This window comes from Streptomyces spectabilis, from assembly GCF_008704795.1.
GTDB classification, from domain to species: domain Bacteria; phylum Actinomycetota; class Actinomycetes; order Streptomycetales; family Streptomycetaceae; genus Streptomyces; species Streptomyces spectabilis.
Map to the genome: position 1 here is coordinate 303,315 of NZ_CP023690.1, position 17,584 is coordinate 320,898.

A 17,584-nucleotide genomic window follows, 5' to 3' on the forward strand; every position below is an offset into this window, starting at 1 on the left:
CCCCACCCAGAAGGCCTCGTCCGAAGGCCCTCACCTCCTAGGGCCTCGACGCTGCCTGAAACGAGGAGTGCTGGCGCCTCACAGACCTGCTGGTTGGCCACTCGCAGCGCTATTTGGCCACGACGGCGTCCGTCGGCTCATATCCGGTGGGCTACGCTGTGCGGCTATGAATACCGGGACGGCCTTGCGCCACACACGGATTGGTGACCCGGTGCTCTTCTGAGCGCCGTACGGGCCGGTTTGGGCCCGTTGCTTGATCGAGGCTCTTGCGCTGCTGCGCGGGCTCCGCCTTCGTCGTGTTGATCACAGGCTCTGCACATCAACCACGACTGGAGGATTCATGCCCATCAAGTCTCTGCGGATTCCCACTGCGGACGGCCAGGCCGACGCGTTCGCTGCCTTCCCCGACCACGGTGGGCGGAACCCAGGGGTGCTGATGTACGCGGACGGCTTCGGCATCCGGCCCGTGCTGCGGGAGATGGCCCGCGAACTGGCCGGGCACGGCTACTACGTGCTCGTCCCCAACTCCTTCTACCGGCACGGCCCGGCGCCGCTGGTCGAGCTTCCCGAGTACATCGGAGAAGAGGTCCGGCCCGCGGTCTTCGCCCAGCTGATGCCCCTGATCGAGGCGCACACCGCCGAACGTGTCCTGAGCGACGCCGACGCCTACCTCAGGTTCCTCACCACTCAGCCCGAGGTCGGCGCCGGGCCGGTCGCCGTGACTGGCTACTGCATAGGTGGCCTCTACGCGATGCGCACGGCCGCGGCCCACGCCGACCAGGTGGCGGCCGTCGCCGCGTTCCACGGCCCCGTGGGTGTCGATGGAGCCGATCTCTTCTCCAGGCTCACCGCCCAGGTCCACCTCGGCCACGCCGAAGGCGACGTGACGCCCGAGGCCCTCGGCGAGCTCAACCAGGCCCTGGATGCGGCAGGTGTCGGCTACACCTCCGAGATCTACCCCGGCACCATCCACGGCTTCACCATGTCCGACACCGACGCTTTCAGCACCTCCGGGTTGAAGCGCCACTGGGATCGCCTGCTCTCGCTTCTGGACCGCACCCTGGCCAACAGCTGAGGCTCCAGCACGGAAACCGAGCCTGAAACGGCCGCGACAACGGCCGCGACCAGCAGACGGAATGGCGGGCCACACCGATGTCTCCATGGCCGTGGCCCGCCTCTTTCGGATCGGGGAACTGCGCAGCCTGCCGGGCCTGGGCTGAACGCGGCACGGGTTGTGCGCATGTCGGTGAAGTGCCTCCTGGGCGTCTTCTCGTGCTGCTGTGCTGGTGAGGTGGCTACGCGGGCCGTGGTGCAGTCGGACAGGTGCGGGCTGGATCAGCTGACCGGCCCGTACTCCATCGCTGACGCCGTACGCGAACGGCTGGTGCTGGACGAGGGCTGGCCGCGGCGATGGTCGTCGACGTGGCGGTTCACCGGCGGTGACGTGGTCTGGCCGGTGCGTGATCTGGCAGCGGTTCCGGTGCTGGGTTCGGAACCAGTTCGGCGATTCACCTGGAGGGCTCGCCAGCATCACCGTCCGGAGCTGCAGTTCCTGGTGTCCACGGGGCGTCTTCACGGGTTCGAGTCGCCGGAGGAACAGCGACTGCTGCTCGTGCTGGACTCTGCAGGTGGCACAGGTGCTGTCGCAGCCGTTCCGGCTGGACTTCGAGCACCCCGGGGGACGTGCTGCGCACACGCCTGACTTCCTCGCGATTTGGCCGGACAGCGGCCGGTGGCTGTTGGACATGCGTCCGCGTCGTCTGATCAGGGAGGGCGATGCGGTGAAGTTCGCGGCTGCCGAAGAGGCGGCTGCCGTCTGCGGCTGGCGCTACGCGGTGGTGCCCGGGTGGCGGCCCCACGTGATCGGGGTGCTGGATGCCCCGTCGGCCCAGCGCCGGCCGCTGGAGGACCAGCTGGCAGTGCAGGACCAGCCGTTGCGGGCCGTCGAGAATGAGCCCTTGCCCTTCGGCGACGTGACCGCGGGCACGTCGCTCCAGCCCCGGCCCCTTCCGCCCCCACGGCTGCCTGGTCTGCCGCGAGGACAGGACGAATTCCCTGACCACCTCCCTCGCCCGGCACCACCACACCCTCACCTGCCACCGATGCCCCTACGGCCCGTGCGAGCCAGGCCGCCCCCTCGGCGTAGACCACCTGACCGCACGCGAACGCTGCAGCACCCCCATCACCCCCGGCCAACCGCTCACTCCGCCCCCACCACTGGCGAGACAAGCCCCGGCCGATACTCAGCTACCTCCACACACACCGCTGCCCCCCACACACAAACCACCCGACGGCGCCACAGGCCATACGGCAGAAGTGGTGGCGCGTTCGGTGCTCGTCAGGCGAGGGCGCGGATCGCCTCGATGGTTCGGGCCACGCTGAGGGTGCCGTTCGCGCAGTCGCGCAGCAGGGCCGTCACCCGTTCGTCTTGGTATTCACGCAAAGGCTCGGGTGGGGTCTCGGGCGCTGTGGCTTGGGCGATGTCGTCGCGGGTCAGGAGGTAGTCCGCCAGGGCGGCGCAGGAACGGTGTTGGAAGATGACGTCCGGTTTGATGGGAGCGCCGAGGGCCGTCCCGGCCCGGCGGGCCAGGCGTACGTAGATGATGGAGTTCAGGCCGAGCTGTCGGAACGAGGCGTCTTCGTCGAAGTCCAGTGCCTCGTCGCCGATTTCCGGCTGGAGGATCTCGCGCTTGATGCGTTCGATCAGGTCTTGGCGTGGGTCGGGCGCGGGCTCTTGTGCGGTGGTGATGCGGTCGATGAGGGAGGTGAGCACCTTTGATTCGCCCAGTTCCGTGAATACCGTGACGCCCGCGTCCCGCAGGTAGCGGATGCAGTCGGTCCAGCGGACGGGCTTGGCGATCTGTTCGGCGAGTAGGTCGCGGACTTGCTGCGCGTCGGGGCCGAAGGGTCGGCCGGTCACGTTGGAGATGACCGGTGTCCGTAGGTCGCCCACGTCGACCGACGCCAGCAGGGAGCGGAAGCGCGCGGCGGCCGGGGCCATCGCCGGGGCGTGGAAGGGGCCGCTGACGTGGACGGGGACGAAGCCTCGGACTCCCTCCACCTTCTCGAAGACCGGCTTGATCCGGGCCAGTTCCTCGCGGCTGCCGGAGAGCACGAACTGTTCGGGCGCGTTGTAGTTGGCGATGACGACGCCGGTGGCGTCGTGCTGTTTCAGGGTCTCCTCGACGATCTGTTCGGAGACGCCGATGACTGCGGCCATCGCACCGCCGCTGACTTGGCCCATCAGTTCCGCTCGGCGTCGCACCAGCGTCAGGCCGGTTTCGAAGTCGAAGGCGCCGGCGGCGAACAGTGCGCTGTACTCGCCGAGGCTGTGGCCCGCGAAGAAGTCAGCGGGTGGCAGGTCCTGCTGCGCCTCTGACCAGTGCAGCGCGTTGACGACGTAGATCGCGGGCTGCGCGTAGGCGGTCTCGGACAGCCGTCGGTCCGGGTTTGCCAGACAGAGCTCTTCGATCGAGTATCCGAGCACTCGGTCGGCGCGGCGACGCAGGTCGGGGAACCGTCCGAACAGGCTTCGTCCCATCCCCTTCTTCTGGGTGCCCTGTCCCGGGAAGACGTAGCAGCGCATCAGGTCCGTCCGTCTCCGAGGCCGATTCCGGCCGACGGTGTCGGCCATTGGGGAAGCTCGGTGATCCGGACCACGGCGCACGTCCAGGTGAAGCCTGCGCCGACGCCGAGCAGCATGCACAGGTCGCCGGCGGCTACGGCGCGTTCCCGCACGAGGTGGTCGAGTCCGGCGATCTGGTCGCCCGCGCCGAGGTGGCCGACGGTGCGGCCCCAGGGCCAGGTCGTGAGGTCGAGGTCGATGTCGAGTGCGGTGAGGACCTCGCGTTGCAGCACGATGCGTCCGAAGTGCGGAACGACGAACCGGGCGACGTCGCCCAGCCGAATGTCCGCGTCGTGCAGGGCTCGGTTGACGCAGTCGCTGAGGCCGGCCCGGAATCGGCGGGTGAACTCGTCGAGTTCCACGTCTCCCAGGTACTGCAGTTTGCGCAGACGCAGGTCGAGGGGGAGCGTGGGGTCGTGGTGGGGGGTGAAGGGCGCGTCGCCGCGATGCAGGCGCTCAAGGGTGGGATCCGAGACCGTGGAGGTGCTCAGCACCTGAGCGAACCCCGACCTCTTGCTGAGCACCATCGCCGACGCGCCGTCGCCGGGGACGATGCCGATGTCGCTGTTCCAGCGGTCGATCGCCGGTCGGCTGACCTTGTCGGCGGTGGTCACCAGCGCCGCCACGTCGTCGGTGGCCGTCAGGGAGCGCGCCGCGATGTCCAACGCGGTCATGCAGCCGTTGGAGGCGTTCTTGACCTCGAAGGCGAGCGCCGAATGGTCTCCGAGTACTTCGCGGTGGATGTAGGAAGCCGTGGGGTACAGCTCGAGGCCTTGGAAGTACACGCAGGCGTGCAGCAGCAGCGCGATGTCCTCGGGCCGGTGACCCGACCTTTCCAGGGCGTCCCTGGCAGCGGCCACTGCCATCTCGGGCGGAGCTTCGTCCGTGGCCTCGCAGACCGACTCGAGCTGCGTGTCCTCGGCGTCCTGGGCGTCGAACCGGCCGTCGGCGACGGCTTGTTCGACCTTGGTCGCCGGGGGCAGGTAGGTTGCGGTACCCGCGATGAACAGGGCCTCTGTCTTCACTTCTCGTTCCCTCTCAGGGTGGTGACGTCGTGGAGCAGGAGCCCGGTGATGGCCTCGGCGGTCGGGTAGTCGAAGACCAGGGTGGCGGGCAGCGTGGTGTCCAGCCGCTTGGCGAGGCGCTTGCGCAACTGGACCATGGTGAGCGAGTCGATCCCGAGGGAACGCAGTGCTCTGTCGGCCGGCACGCTGTCGGGTCCGGGCAGGCCGAGCACGTCGGCGACTTCGCTGCGGACGAGGTCAAGGAGCAGAGCCGGTCGTTCGGCTTCGGATGCGGCCGCCATCCGCGTATCGAGTGACTGTGCGGTCTCCGCACCTTCGGCTTGGCGCCCTTCAGTTGTGCGGTGCAGCATGTCGCGCAGCAAGGGAGGCGCTTGCGCATCGCCGAGCGCGTGTCGCAACGATGCCAGTTCCAGGTGCACGGGCATCAGCTGGGTCTCGGGCCGTGCGAGTGCGACGTCCAGGGCTTTGAGGCCCTCGGTCAGGGTCAGGGCACCGATCCCCTGGCGCCGCAGGCGTCCAAGGTCGGCCTTGCCGAGGTGCGCGGTCATGCCCACTCCGGCCTGTTCCCAGAGGCCGAAAGCGAGGCTGAGTCCTGCCAGACCCCGCTTGCGCCGGTTCGCCGCCAGGGCGTCCAGCGTCGCGTTCGCCGCGGCGTACCCGCTCTGTCCCGCGGTGCCAAGGCTTCCGGCCGCCGAGGAGAAGAGGACGAACGCGGCCAGGTCAAGCCGCTCGGTCAACTCGTCCAACCAGCGCGCGCCCTGGACCTTGGGTGCCATCACCCGGTGCAGCCGCTCCGCGGTGAAGCCCTCCACCAGGCCGTCGTCGAGCACGCCGGCGAGGTGGAACACGGCCGTGAGGGGATGGCTCGGGTGGATGCCTTCCAGTACCGCGGCCAATGCGGCCCGGTCCGCGGCGTCGCCCGCGACCAGGTCCACTCGCTCGGCGCCCGCCGCTTCGAGTTCCCGTACGAACGAGCCGGCTTCGGGGGCGTTGCCACCGCGCCGCGACAGCAGCACGAGCCGCCGCGCTCCGTGCGCGCGGACCAGGTGTGCGGCGAGCGCGCTGCCGAGCTCACCGAGACCGCCGGTGATCAGCACCGTGCCGTGCGGGTCGAGGGCGCGCGGCAAGGTCAGCACAATCTTGTGTGCGGTGTTCTGCTGCGCGTGGCGCAGGGCGTACGGCGCGTCGCGTACGTCGTAGGCGGTGAAGGACCCCTTGTCCTGCCCCGGATCGTCCTGCGTCGGATTGTCCTGCCCCGGATCGTCCTGCCTCGGATCGGGGGCGGACGGATCAGCGGCCGCCTGTGCGAAGGTGAGGTTCGCGGGCACCGGCCTGAGGGTGGCACCGTCCACCCGGATCTGATTGCCGAGCGCGGCTGCCGCACTGCCCATGACCCGGTCACCCGCGTGTACGGAGGTGACGCCGCTGCCAACCTCCATGACGATCCCTGCGAACTCCAGGACCTGGGTGCGCTGCGGGCTCATCCCGGCGGCGCGCACCTCGACGCGGACTTCCCACGGCGCGACGGGCTCCGGCGCGCCCTGGTCGTGCGGGGCGGCGATGACGTCCAGTTGATCGTCTTCCCGCTGACGCAGGTGCCAGCCGGCTTCGTCCGGCAGGACGAGCGCGTCGGCCTCCTCGACGGTCGGCCTTGCCCGTGGCACGCGGGCGGTCTCACCGCGCAGCACGCACTCCGGCTCGTCCCCGGTCTCGATCACGCGCGTCAGGAGCGGGAAGTCCGGGGTGCCGGGATCGAGGTCGATCAGACGCAGGACCCGCTCGGGGTGTTCCGTGCGGGCCGTGCGCACCATGCCCCACACGGCGGCATGGGCCCAGTTCCCTACCTGATCGTCCGGGCTCGATGACACTGCGTCGCGGGTGATCCAGACGAGTTCCGTGCCCTGGAGCCGGGCATCGCTGAAGCACATCTGAAGCGTCCGCAGCGCTTCGGCGGCGCTCCGCTGCGCGCCGTGCCCCTGAGCGGCCGCGCGGTCAGGCAGCGCGAACAGCAGTCGCCGAGGCGTGTCCTCCTGGGCATCGAGCCGCTTCACGAGGGCGTCCAGGTCGGGTACGACGTCGGCGCCGAGCCCCGCGCCCAACTCCGCGTCGCCGACCACGAGGGTGCGCGCGGGGTCGGTGGTTTCGGCCACGGGGTGGAGGAGTGCGAAGCCGACGCGGTAGAGGTGCTCGGCGAACGGGTGTCCGCGACGCCTGCCGCGCTGGAACTGCAGCCTGCCGATCCGGGCCACCAGGTGGCCTGCCGGGTCGGCCAGCCATACGGTGGCCGGCGCGAGGTCCTCGTCCCCGCCGGTTTCGAACGACACGCGCACCGTCAGTTCGCTGCCTGCGGCACGAAACAGCTCGACGTCGGACCAGATGAACGGGACGAGCGGCCCGGGAGGCGCACCCGCCTCCATCAGAGCGGCGACGACGACCTGCAGTGCCGCGTCGAACAGCGACGGATGCAGGCCGTGACCGGCCCGATCCAGCTCTCCTGGAAGGGAGACCCGCGCGTAGTAGACGCCGTCGCGGCAGGCCAGTTCGCGCACTCCTCGGAAGGCCGGGCCGTAGTCGAGGCCGTTCGCGAGGGCGCGTCCGTAGAAGGCTTCGATGTCGAGGACCTGGGCATCGGACACCGGCCAGTTGTCGATGTCCGGCGGCATGGTGGCGCCAGTGCCAGCGCCAGCGCCCGCGCCGGACACGCACTCCCCACTCACGTGCTGCTGCCAGATCAGCGGCTCATCCGTGTCCTGAGGTTGGCTGTAGAACGCGAAGGGGCGTCGTCCGTGTGCGTCCGGACCGCCGACGGTGGCCTGGATCCGCAGCGCGCGGCCCGGAAGCAGGACGACCGGCTCCAGCAGGGTCACGTCTGCCACGGCGTCGGCACCTGCGGTCCGGGCGGCGAACAGCGTAGCGTCGATCAGACCCGCGCCCGGCACGTAGACCTGCCCGCTGACGACGTGATCGGCCAGCCACGGGCAGTCGTCGAGCGTCAGTCGGCCCGTGAACAGGTAACCGCCGCTGCCAGCGAGAGTCGTGATCGCGTCGAACCACGGGTGGCCGTCCGCGGACTGACCGGGCGTCACCGCGGCGGGCCCGGCCGGAAGCTCGCCGAGCCAGAAGCGTTGGCGTTGGAAGGCGTACGTCGGGACGTCGACCTTGCCCGCGCCACGGGAGCCGAGGGCTCGCTCCCAGTCCACGGACAAGCCCCGCTCGAACAACGTGGCGGCCGTCCGCCAGAGCTGGTCCACGCCGCCCGAGGCACCTTCAGCGGGTGGGCCGACCTCGACGAACACCCCGAAGCCGTCACCGCGCAGCCGCTCCAACGCGCGGTCGAGCCTCATGGGCTCCGGCTCCGGCTCTGGCTCTGCTCCTGGCAGGTCGCGGACCCAGTAGTCGCCGCCGAGCTGCGGGCCCGGCACGACCTCGCCCGTCAGGCGCGAATAGAAGGGGATGGAAGTCCGGGCAGGGACAATCCCTGACATCACACCGCCGGCCTCGTCCCCCGAGCGCGCGCGAGCCCGAAGGGCGATGACGCGGGCGCCGTCCTCCAAGCTCAACGCCCCGCTCACCACGGCGGCGGCGACCTCGCCGTGCGCGGCGCCCACCACCGCCGCCGGCTCCACACCCCAACTGCGCCACAGCGCCGCACGCCCGAGGCAGGTCGCGAACAGCGTGCACGGCAGCACATCCGGGCTGTTCACGTCCTCCTCGCCGCGCAGCACCTTCAGCACGGACCAGCCGGTCAACGGCGTAAGGACCGCGTCGCACTCCGCCACGGTGTCGCGGAACACCGCGCTCTGCTCCAGCAGTTGCCTGCTCGTCCCTTGCGGCTGCGTGTCCTGACCGCCGAATACGAAGGCGATCTTGCCCAGCGCCGTGCCGGAGCCGGGCTCGACCGCCCGCAGGGCTTCGGCAGCGTCCATGGCGTTGCCCGCGAAGACCACGGCGCGCGCCTCGAAGTGCGTACGGCCGACGGCGGCGGTGTAGGCGATGTCCCGCATCGACGCGGCGGGCCGCGCGTCGAGCCACTCGGCCCAGTGCTGGGCCTGCGCACGCAGGGCGGCCGCGTCGGTGCCTGAGATCACCAACGGGTGGACGAGATCGTCGCCGGGCTGGTCCGCGACGACGGTCTGCGGTGCTTCTTCGATGATGACGTGCGTGTTCGTGCCACTGATGCCGAAGGAGCTGATGCCCGCGCGCCGCACCCGCCGTGTCCGCGGCCACCGCCTCGGCTGTCGCAGGAGCTCCAGTTCGCCGCCGCTCCAGTCGATCCGGGTGTTCGGCCTTTCCACGTGGAGGGTGCGGGGCAGCCACTCGTGCTGAAGGGCCAGCACCATCTTGATGACGCCGATGACGCCGGAGGCCGCCTGCGCGTGGCCGATGTTGGACTTGGCCGATCCCAGGTGCAAAGGTCGCACGCGGCCCGAGAACACTGAGGCGAGGGCGCCGGCCTCGATGGGATCGCCGAGCACGGTGCCCGTGGCGTGCGCTTCGACGGCGTCGATGTCGGCCGGGGCCAGTCCCCCGTCGGCCAGGGCACCGCGCAGCACGCGCTGCTGCGCGAGGCCGTTCGGCGCGGTGAGCCCCTGGCTGCGGCCGTCCTGGTTCATGGCGGTGCCCCGCACGACGGCCAGCACCCGGTCACCGTCACGCCGCGCGTCCGAGAGCCGCTTGAGCACCAGGACGCCGCAGCCCTCCGCCCAGCTCGTACCGTCGGCGTCGTCGGCGAAGCTCTTGCAGCGGCCGTCGGCCGCGAGCCCGTTGAGACGGCTGAACTCGACGAAGATCTGCGGGGTGCTCATCACGGTCACTCCGCCGGCGAGCGCCAGGTCGCATTCGCCGCCGCGCAGCGCCTCGCACGCCAGGCGCAGGGCCACGAGCGAAGAGCTGCACGCGGTGTCGATGGTGAGCGCAGGACCGGACAGGCCCAGGGTGTAGGCCACACGCCCGGAGATCAGGCTCGACCCGTTGCCGGTGATCTTGTAGCCGTCGCTGCTCCCGATGTCCCAGCGCCGGGCGATGTCGTAGTCCGAACTCATCGCGCCGAGGTAGACGCCCGTGTTGCTGCCTTCGAGGGTCGCGGGGCGCAGATGGGCCCGCTCGAGTGCCTCCCATACGACTTCCAGAACGAGCCGCTGCTGCGGCTCCAGGGACAGCGCCTCACGGGGGCTGAGCCCGAAGAACGCCGCGTCGAAGTCCTCGACGTCGCGTACGAAGCCGCCCTTGCGCTCGAAGCGCCGGCCGGTGGCGGCGCGCTCCGCCTCCTCGAGCGTGCTGAGATCCCACCCGTCCCAGCGCCGCGGGAAGGGAGAGGAGGCTTCGCGGCCGTCGACGAGCAGTTCCCAGAACGCTTCGGGCGTGTCGATTCCGTCCGGAAGCCGGCAGGCCATGGACACGATCACGACGGGGTCGTCATCGTCGGGCCGCAGGGGCGCCGCGGCGACGGCGGGCGACGCTTCCGGGGCCTTTGAGGCTTCCGGAGCCTCGTGCCGCGCACCGGCGTGCGTCAGCAGCAGGGTCGCGATCGCTTGCGGTGTGGGGTAATCGAAGGCGAGCACGGTGGGCAGCGCGACCCGTGTCCGTGCGCTGAGCCGGTTGCGCAGCTCGACCACCATGAGGGAGTCGAAACCCTGTTCGCGCAGCGTCATGTCGGGGCGCACGCCTTCCGCGGGCCGACCGAGCAAAGCCGCGGCCTCCTCCGTGACGAGTGCGACCATGGAGCCCAGACGCTCGGGTGCTGGCAGGGCCATCACGTCCTCGCGCCACGAAGCACTGTCGACGACCGGGATCGCGTCGTCGTGTTCGTCCAGCCAGTAGCTGCGGTGGGCGAACGCGTACGTCGGAAGGTCCGCCCTGCGCGCATCCGAGGTCGCGTACACGCGCTTCCATGGGACCGGGACCCCTTGGGTGTGCAGCTCTGCCAGCGCCCGCAGCGCCTGTTCGATCCCGCCGTGATCGCGGCGCAAGCTGCCCACCACGACGGCAGCCCCGTCGGCCTCGGTTCCCTGTGCCAGGGCTATCTGGAGCACCGGATGCGGACTCACCTCGACGAAGACCCCGAAGCCGTCCGCTCGCAGGCGTTCCAGCGCGCGATCGAAGCGCACCGGCTCGCGCAGGTTGCGGCACCAGTAGTCCGCGTCGAGGTCCGGCCCAGCCGCCCGCTCCCCCGTCACGCTCGAATAGAAGCCGATCCCCGCCTCCGCGGGGGCAAGGCCCGTGAGCTGCTCGCGCAGCGCGGGCAGCAGCACATCCATGTGCGGGCTGTGCGACGCGTAGTCCACGTCCACGCGCTGGCAGTACGCGCCGGTGGCCTCCATCCGCACGAGGAAGCGGTCCACCGCCTCGGTGTCTCCGGCCACGACGGTCGATCGCGCGGTGTTCACCACCGCGACGGACAGCTCCTCGCCGTAGGCCCTCAGCTCCTCGGTGACGTCGCCCACCGGGCGCTCCACGAGTCCCATCGCCCCGTCCGGCGCATGGTCGTGCACGGCCCGAGCGCGCAACGCCACGATGCGCGCGCCGTCCGCCAGGCTCAAGGCCCCGCTGACGACCGCCGCGGCCACCTCACCCTGGCTGTGGCCGACGACCGCCGAGGGCTCGATGCCCCAGGCGCGCCACATCGCGGCGAGACCGACATACGTCGCGAACAACGCCGGCTGCACCACGTCCGTCCGCGTGAAGGGCGGCGCGAGACCGTCCTGCCCCCGCACGACTGCGGCGACCGAGAACCCGGTGTGCGGGGCGAGGGCCTCGTCGCAGGCCGTCACGGCCTCGCGGAACGCGTCGTTCTGCTCCCACAGCGACCGGCCCATCCCCCACCACTGGGCGCCCTGGCCGGGGAAGACGAACGCGACGCGGCCGCGGCCTTCAGCCTCGCCCGTCACCACCGCGTCGTGGCTCTCGTCCGCGGCGAGCGCCCGCAGACCGGCCACCGCCCCGTCCGTCGTCGCGGCGATCACCACGCCGCGCGTGGGGTGGTGCGTGCGGGTCGTCGCCAGCGAGTAGGCGACGTCGCACAGCCTCGTCCCGGGTGACTGCCTGAGGTGGCTCGCCAGCCGTGCGGCGTTACGCGCGAGCGCGTGCGGGTTCGTGCCGGACACCGCCAGGCAGACCGGGCCGCCCGCATCCGCTGTGGCCTGTGCCGGGGCGCCCTCGGGCGCCTCGCCGAGGGCGACATGCGCGTTGGTGCCGCCGTATCCGAAGCTGCTGACCCCCCCGAACCGCGGCCCGGCCGGCCACGCTGCGGCCTCGGTGACCACGTCCAGACGTGCGGCGGAAAAGTCGATGCGCGGGTTCGGTGTGCGGAAGTGCAGGCTCGGCGGAATGACGCCGTGGTGCACCGCCAGGGCGACCTTGACGAGCCCGAGCACGCCGGCCGCCGGCTCCAGATGGCCGAAGTTCGTCTTCGCCGAGCCGATGCGCAACGGCGCGGTCCTGCCGGGCCCGAACACGGTGCCGAGCGCGCCCGCCTCCGTCACGTCGCCCAGGGGCGTGCCGGTGCCGTGCGCCTCGACGTACGACACGGCACTCGGCGCGACGCCGGCGTCCTCCCACGCCGATCGCAGCACCTCTGTCTGCGCCTCGTGGCCGGGGGCGGTCAGTCCGTCCGTCGCGCCGTCATTGTTGACGGCACTGCCGTGCACCAGCGCGTAGACGCGGTCGCCGTCGGCGAGGGCGTCGGACAGCCGGCGCAGCACGACCACCGCGCAGCCCTCGCCCCGGGCGTAGCCGTCGCCGTCGCCGTCGAAGGCCCGGCTCAGTCCGGCGGGGCTCTGCGTGCCGAGTTTCGTCAGGGCCACCGAGGTGTGCGGATGCAGCATCAGGTTGACGCCGCCGGCGAGTGCGAAGTCCGACTCGCCGGAGCGCAGGCTCTGCACGGCCAGGTGCACCGCGACCAGGGAGGAGCTGGACGCGGTCGCCACGCCCATCGCGGGGCCGTGCAGCCCCAGCGCGTAGGCGATGCGGGAGGGGATCACCGAGTTGTCCCAGCCGATGGCCGAGTGGGCGTGGATCGCCTCGGCGACGCCCTGCGTGAACAGCGGGTACTCCTGCCACATCGCGCCCATGAAAACGCCGGTGCGCGTGCCCGCGAGGCTCGCCGCGGAACGCCGCGCGTCCTCGACCGCGGCGCACGCCACCTCCAGGGCGATCCGCTGCTGGGGGTCCATCTGCCGTGCCTCGGCCGGTGGGATGCCGAAGTGCTCCGCGTCGAATCCCGTGACGTCGTCGAGGAATCCCCCTCGGCGGTTCGCCGCCTGGCCGGACGCCTCCGCGTCGGCCCATGCGGTGGCGTTCCACCGGTCGGCCGGCACCTGACGCACGGCGTCGACACCCTGGAGCAGGGCCTGCCAGAGTGCGGTCGGATCCTCGATCTGTGCCGGCAGTCGGCAACCGATGCCGACGATCGCCACCGGCTCGTGGCGGTCGTACGTCCGGGCGGCGGTCTGGTCAGCCACGGGTAGCCCCGATCTCGTCGGACGCGTAGAGCGCCAGGCAGGTCTCCTCGATCGCGGCGAGCGGCCCCGCGTCGTTCAGGATCGTCATGTGGTTCGCGGCGTCGATCTCCACCAGGCGAAGGCCCGGCAGCTCGCGCCCCCAGTCCTGCTGGTAATTCACGTGGTCGAGGGAGAAGGTCTCCCCGGCGACCTGGAAGTAGGGTTCGACCTCGCCGAGGAAGAGCCCGCGCCGGTTGTGGAAGTAGGTGCACAGCACGGCGTCCGGCCGCGGCAGAGGCCTGATGGTGTGCTCGCTGAGCCGGTAGGCGAGCTGGATCGCCATGTTGCGCCTGACGAACCGCGCGATCTGGGCAGGTGGCATGGCGAGCCCGCGCTCGGCCGCCAGCTCCGCTAGCCGCCGTACGAACGCGTCCTCGTCCTCGTACGGGTTCTCCGCGGCCTGGTCCACGTCCTGCGCGACCTCGTCCCGGTGGACGAGACGGGCACGCAAGGCCGCCGGGTCCTTCTCCCCCGCCGGCCAGAGCAGGGAATTGACGACCTGCAGAGCCGCGCTCCGCGCCGACTGGAACCCGTTCGCGTTCGACTTCGCCAGGCCGGTCTCGTCCGGCGAGTCCACCATCGTCAGCGAGGCCACGTCCTGGCCCCGCTCCTGCAACCTGCGGGTCACCTCATAGGCGACGATGCCGCCGAGGCAGAATCCGCCGACGTCGTACGGCCCCTGGGGCTGCACCGAGCGGATGAGTTCGGTGTAGTACTCGGCCATGGCCGTGATGCCCTCGATCGGCGCGTCCTCGGTCAGCAGCCCACGGGCCTGGATGCCGTAGAAGGGGCGGTCGATCCGCTCGGCGATCGTGCGGTAGGACTCGACGCCGGCGAGGGCGCCGTGGATCCAGAAGACCGGCCTGCCCTCGGTCGCGCCGTTGAGGCGCACCAGCTCCGGGGCCGGGACGCGCCTGGAGCGGGCATCCGCCTCAAGCAGCCTCGCGACCACGTCGTTCAGCGTGTCGTGCGGCTGCCACCCTTCAGGCTGGAAACCCGGAAACACATGGCTGATCCGGCCCAGCATCGCGACCAGAAGCAGGGAGTTGAGACCGTAGTCGGCGAGCGACCTCGTGCCGTCGATCTCGTGGCGCGACAGGCCGAGGATCGAGGCGACGAGGTCGGCGACGAAGGCTTCGCCGTCCAAAGGGCCGACGCCTGTGGGCGCGGCCTGATCCGACCGCGGCGCCTGCTCGGCGAAACACGTCAGACGGGCGAAGGGATACCCGGGCAGTGCGATCCGCCCGCGTCGAGCGCCGCGGTGCATCCGGTCCCAGTCGATGGACGCGCCCGCGGCCCAGCGCTCCGCTACGTCCTGGAGCTGCGTCGGCGTCCCGTCGTGCTCGGCGTCGGCAGCGGAATCGACGCCGTCGGCGAACGCCACGCGCGCGAGCGTGTCCGGATCGCCACCCAGCCAACCGCCCAGCATGCGAGCGGCCTCCTCCGTGCTCTGTGCCACGAACGCCAGCCGGCAGCTCATCGCTTCCCGGCCGACCTGCAACGTGTACGCGATGTCCGCCCAGGAGCGCGGATCCGCTGCGGCAAGCCGCTGCATCAGCCGGCGCGCCCGCTCGCGCAGAGCGTCGACGCCCCGCGCCGAGAGCACAAGGACCTGCGCGCCCGGGTCGTCGTCCCGGTTCGCGGGGGCGATGTGCTGCTCCAGCACGACATGCGCGTTCACGCCTCCGATCCCGAAGCTGTGCATGCTCGCGCGGCGCGGTAGCGGCCGACCGGCGTCGTCGGTGCGCTCGGGCCATGGCAGGTTCCGCTCGGCGATGCGCAGCCGCGTCCCCTTGAGGGAGAGGTCGCGGTGCAGCCGCCCGAAGCCCGGGAGCGCCGGGATCACGCCGTGCCGCATCGCCTGCGCGGTCTTCACCAGCGCGGCCAGGCCTGAGACCACCTCCGTGTGCCCGATGCAGGGCTTCACGTTGCCCAGATAGGTCACGTCATCGCTGTCGTCCTCGCTGTCGCCATCGCTGCGGAGTCCGGCGCCGAGCGCCGCCAGCTCCGCGCTGTCCGCCAGCGTCGAACTCATGCCGTGGGTCTCGATGTAGTCCACGGCGCCCGGATCGAGCGCGGCGTCGGCGTAGGCGTGCGCGACGGCTGTCTTCATGCCCTTGATGTTCGGTGCCGTGAAGGACACACCCCTGCCGCCGTGGGCCACGCCGGTGCCGCGTACGACGCAGTGGACGGCGTCCCCGTCCTCCAGGGCCCGCCTCAGGGGTTTGATCAGTACGGCGGCGACGCCCTCGCCGCGCGCCGTACCGTCGGCGCCCTGCTGGAACGGCCGGACGTCGCCGCGCGGGCTGAGCATCCCCGCGGCCCGCATCCCGCCGAAACCCGCGGGCGACATCACCAGGTTCACCCCGCCGACGAGCGCCTGCTCGCACTCGCCGTCGCGGATGGACCGGATCGCCCGGTGCAAGGCCACGAACGAGGACGAGCACGTCGTGTCGCACTGCTCGCTGGGGCCGTTGAGGTCGAGCAGGTGCGAGATCCGGTTGGGCACCATCGCGGGCGACGGCAGGCTCATCAGATCCATGGCCGCGGGCCGGTATTCGCTCTGCGTCGTGGCGACGAACACGCCCGTGGGCCGTTTCCGCAGCTCGGCCGGTCGATAGCCCGCGTCCTCGACGGCGTTCCACGACGTCATCAACAGCAGGCGTAGCTCCGGCGTCACCTGGCGCGCCTCGGTCATCGACATGCGGAAGAAGAGCGGATCGAACGCATGCACCCCGTCGAGGAATCCGCCCCGCAGCGCGGCTGCCTCGTCGCCGTAGCACGCCCAGTCCGCACGCTTTTCCGGCGGTGCGGTGATGCACCGACTGCCCTGCTCGACGATCCGCCAGAACTCGTCGATGTCGTCGGCCCCGGGGAAGCGTGCGGACATGCCGACGATCGCCATGCCGTCGAGCGCGGCCTCGTCCACCTCAAGCTGAGGTTGAGGTTGAGGCCGCACAGGATCGGGCGCCCGGTCCGGCGACGCGGGCTCCTGAGGAAGCGCGTCCCGCAGGTCATCGGCGTATTCGCGGACGACGAACTCACCCAGCTCGGCCAGGGTGCTGTGCTCGAACAGCACCGTGATGTCGAGGTCGATGCCGAGCGTCCCGCCGAGGGTCCGGGCCACGTTCACCGCGAAGATCGAATCGAGCCCGTAGTCCGAGAAGGGCTCGCCCCGCCCGATCCTCGTCCGCGGGATGTCCAACTCCTGTGCCAGCACATCGAGCGCGACCGCCTCGATGTGGGCGCGCAGCCGGTCTCCGGGCTCGCTCCCGGCGCTCGGATCGGCCACGGCCCGCGCCGCACTCTCGCGCACCGGCGTCACTCGCGGCGCGGACGGGCGCGGTACGGCCGTCGCCTGCCGTATGACGCCGTCGCTCTCGGCCACGATGATCTGCTGTCCCAGGTCCTCGGCATCCCGCGCGGGCAGAGCGATCGCGCGGAAGCCCTCCTGCGTCAGGACGTGCCGCCAGTGCGCCGTGGAGAGCAGCGGGCTGCCCTGGATCCGCAGGTGCGGGTCCTCGAAGCGCCACCATCCGTCGAGGAGGCCGAACGAGAACTGGCTGAGCAGGTTGTTCGCGGTCAGCTCGTTCAGGACCAGCAGTCCACCGGGCTGGAGGAGCGCCTTGGCGTTGCGCAGGGTGCGGCGGATGTCCCGGGTGGCGTGCAGGACGTTGGCGGCGACCACCACGTCGTACCCGCCGAGGGTGAGGCCCTGAGCCGCCACCGGGCGCTCGATGTCCAGGATCGCGCAGGTCAGCGAAGGGTTTTCGGCACCGAACGAACGCTCCGCATGGTTCAGGAAGACCCTTGATACGTCGGTGTAGCAATACTCGCGCACGTCAAGGCGCGCGGACCGCAGGGCCTCCAGGACGACGGCGCTCGTGGCTCCCGTGCCGGCGCCGATCTCCAGGATCCGCGCGGCATCCGCCGTCAGGTCCCGTGCCCGCCGTCGCAGCCGCGCCACCACGTCGGCGGCCAGCACCTGGTTGAAGAACGCGGAGGCCGGGTTGGTCGCGTAGGCGTTCTGCACCAGGTCCAGCGATCCCCCGGGGAAGAGGACCTCGGTGGCCGGTCGCCGTCCGCTGAGAATGTCGGGGAAGGCACGCAAGGTGGTCTCCACCAGGAGGTGGGTGGCCGCGAGGTCGGGATTCTCCTGCCACGCGGGCTTCGCCGTCTCCCACTCGCGCCACAGCTGCTCGATCGGCCGATGCCGCACGGCATCGTCGAGCAGGATCCTGCCGTCCCGCCGATCGATGTAGCCGGCCCCCTCGAAGAGGCGCAGGCATTCGTCGAACCAGGCGCCGTACCCCGGGGCGAGGCCTGCCGACTCCCGTGCGGCCTGCGGAGTCTGCCCGGATTCACGGAACGCGCCGAGCGTGCGCAGATGGGACCAGAGAAAGTCGAGCAGCAGCTTCTTCACGATCAGTCCCTTC

At 71.0% G+C, this 17,584-nt stretch carries 5 protein-coding genes; 1 reads left to right on the plus strand and 4 read right to left on the minus strand.

The window, feature by feature from the left end:
- Nucleotides 1-340: 340 nt before the first annotated feature.
- Nucleotides 341-1,075 carry a dienelactone hydrolase family protein gene (locus tag CP982_RS01235; protein ID WP_150508731.1) on the plus strand — a complete coding sequence of 245 codons (735 nt, stop codon included), beginning with the start codon at nucleotides 341-343 and terminating at the stop codon, nucleotides 1,073-1,075.
- Nucleotides 1,076-2,338: 1,263 nt separating this feature from the next.
- On the opposite strand, the gene fabD is transcribed toward CP982_RS01235, so the two are convergent.
- From fabD to CP982_RS01260, 4 genes are read right to left on the minus strand one after another with little or no spacing between them, the layout of a single operon-like run.
- Nucleotides 2,339-3,586 (minus strand): ACP S-malonyltransferase, encoded by a 1,248-nt coding sequence (fabD, locus tag CP982_RS01245; protein ID WP_150508732.1) that lies wholly within the window; start codon nucleotides 3,584-3,586, stop codon nucleotides 2,339-2,341.
- Nucleotides 3,586-4,650, minus strand: a complete 1,065-nt coding sequence (locus CP982_RS01250; RefSeq protein ID WP_150508733.1) for a ketoacyl-ACP synthase III family protein — start codon at nucleotides 4,648-4,650, stop codon at nucleotides 3,586-3,588. The genes fabD and CP982_RS01250 overlap by 1 nt, the downstream gene beginning before the upstream one ends.
- Nucleotides 4,647-13,109 (minus strand): type I polyketide synthase, encoded by an 8,463-nt coding sequence (locus tag CP982_RS01255; RefSeq protein ID WP_150508734.1) that lies wholly within the window; start codon nucleotides 13,107-13,109, stop codon nucleotides 4,647-4,649. Before CP982_RS01255 ends, CP982_RS01250 begins: the two co-directional genes overlap by 4 nt.
- Nucleotides 13,102-17,571 carry a beta-ketoacyl synthase N-terminal-like domain-containing protein gene (locus CP982_RS01260; protein WP_150508735.1) on the minus strand — a complete coding sequence of 1,490 codons (4,470 nt, stop codon included), beginning with the start codon at nucleotides 17,569-17,571 and terminating at the stop codon, nucleotides 13,102-13,104. Before CP982_RS01260 ends, CP982_RS01255 begins: the two co-directional genes overlap by 8 nt.
- Nucleotides 17,572-17,584 lie beyond the last annotated feature (13 nt).

Excerpts from the sequence above, each read along its gene's own strand:
- CP982_RS01235 (WP_150508731.1), top strand. The coding sequence starts at position 341 with ATGCCCATCAAGTCTCTGCGGATTCCCACTGCGGACGGCCAGGCCGAC.
- fabD (WP_150508732.1), bottom strand. The coding sequence starts at position 3,586 with ATGCGCTGCTACGTCTTCCCGGGACAGGGCACCCAGAAGAAGGGGATG.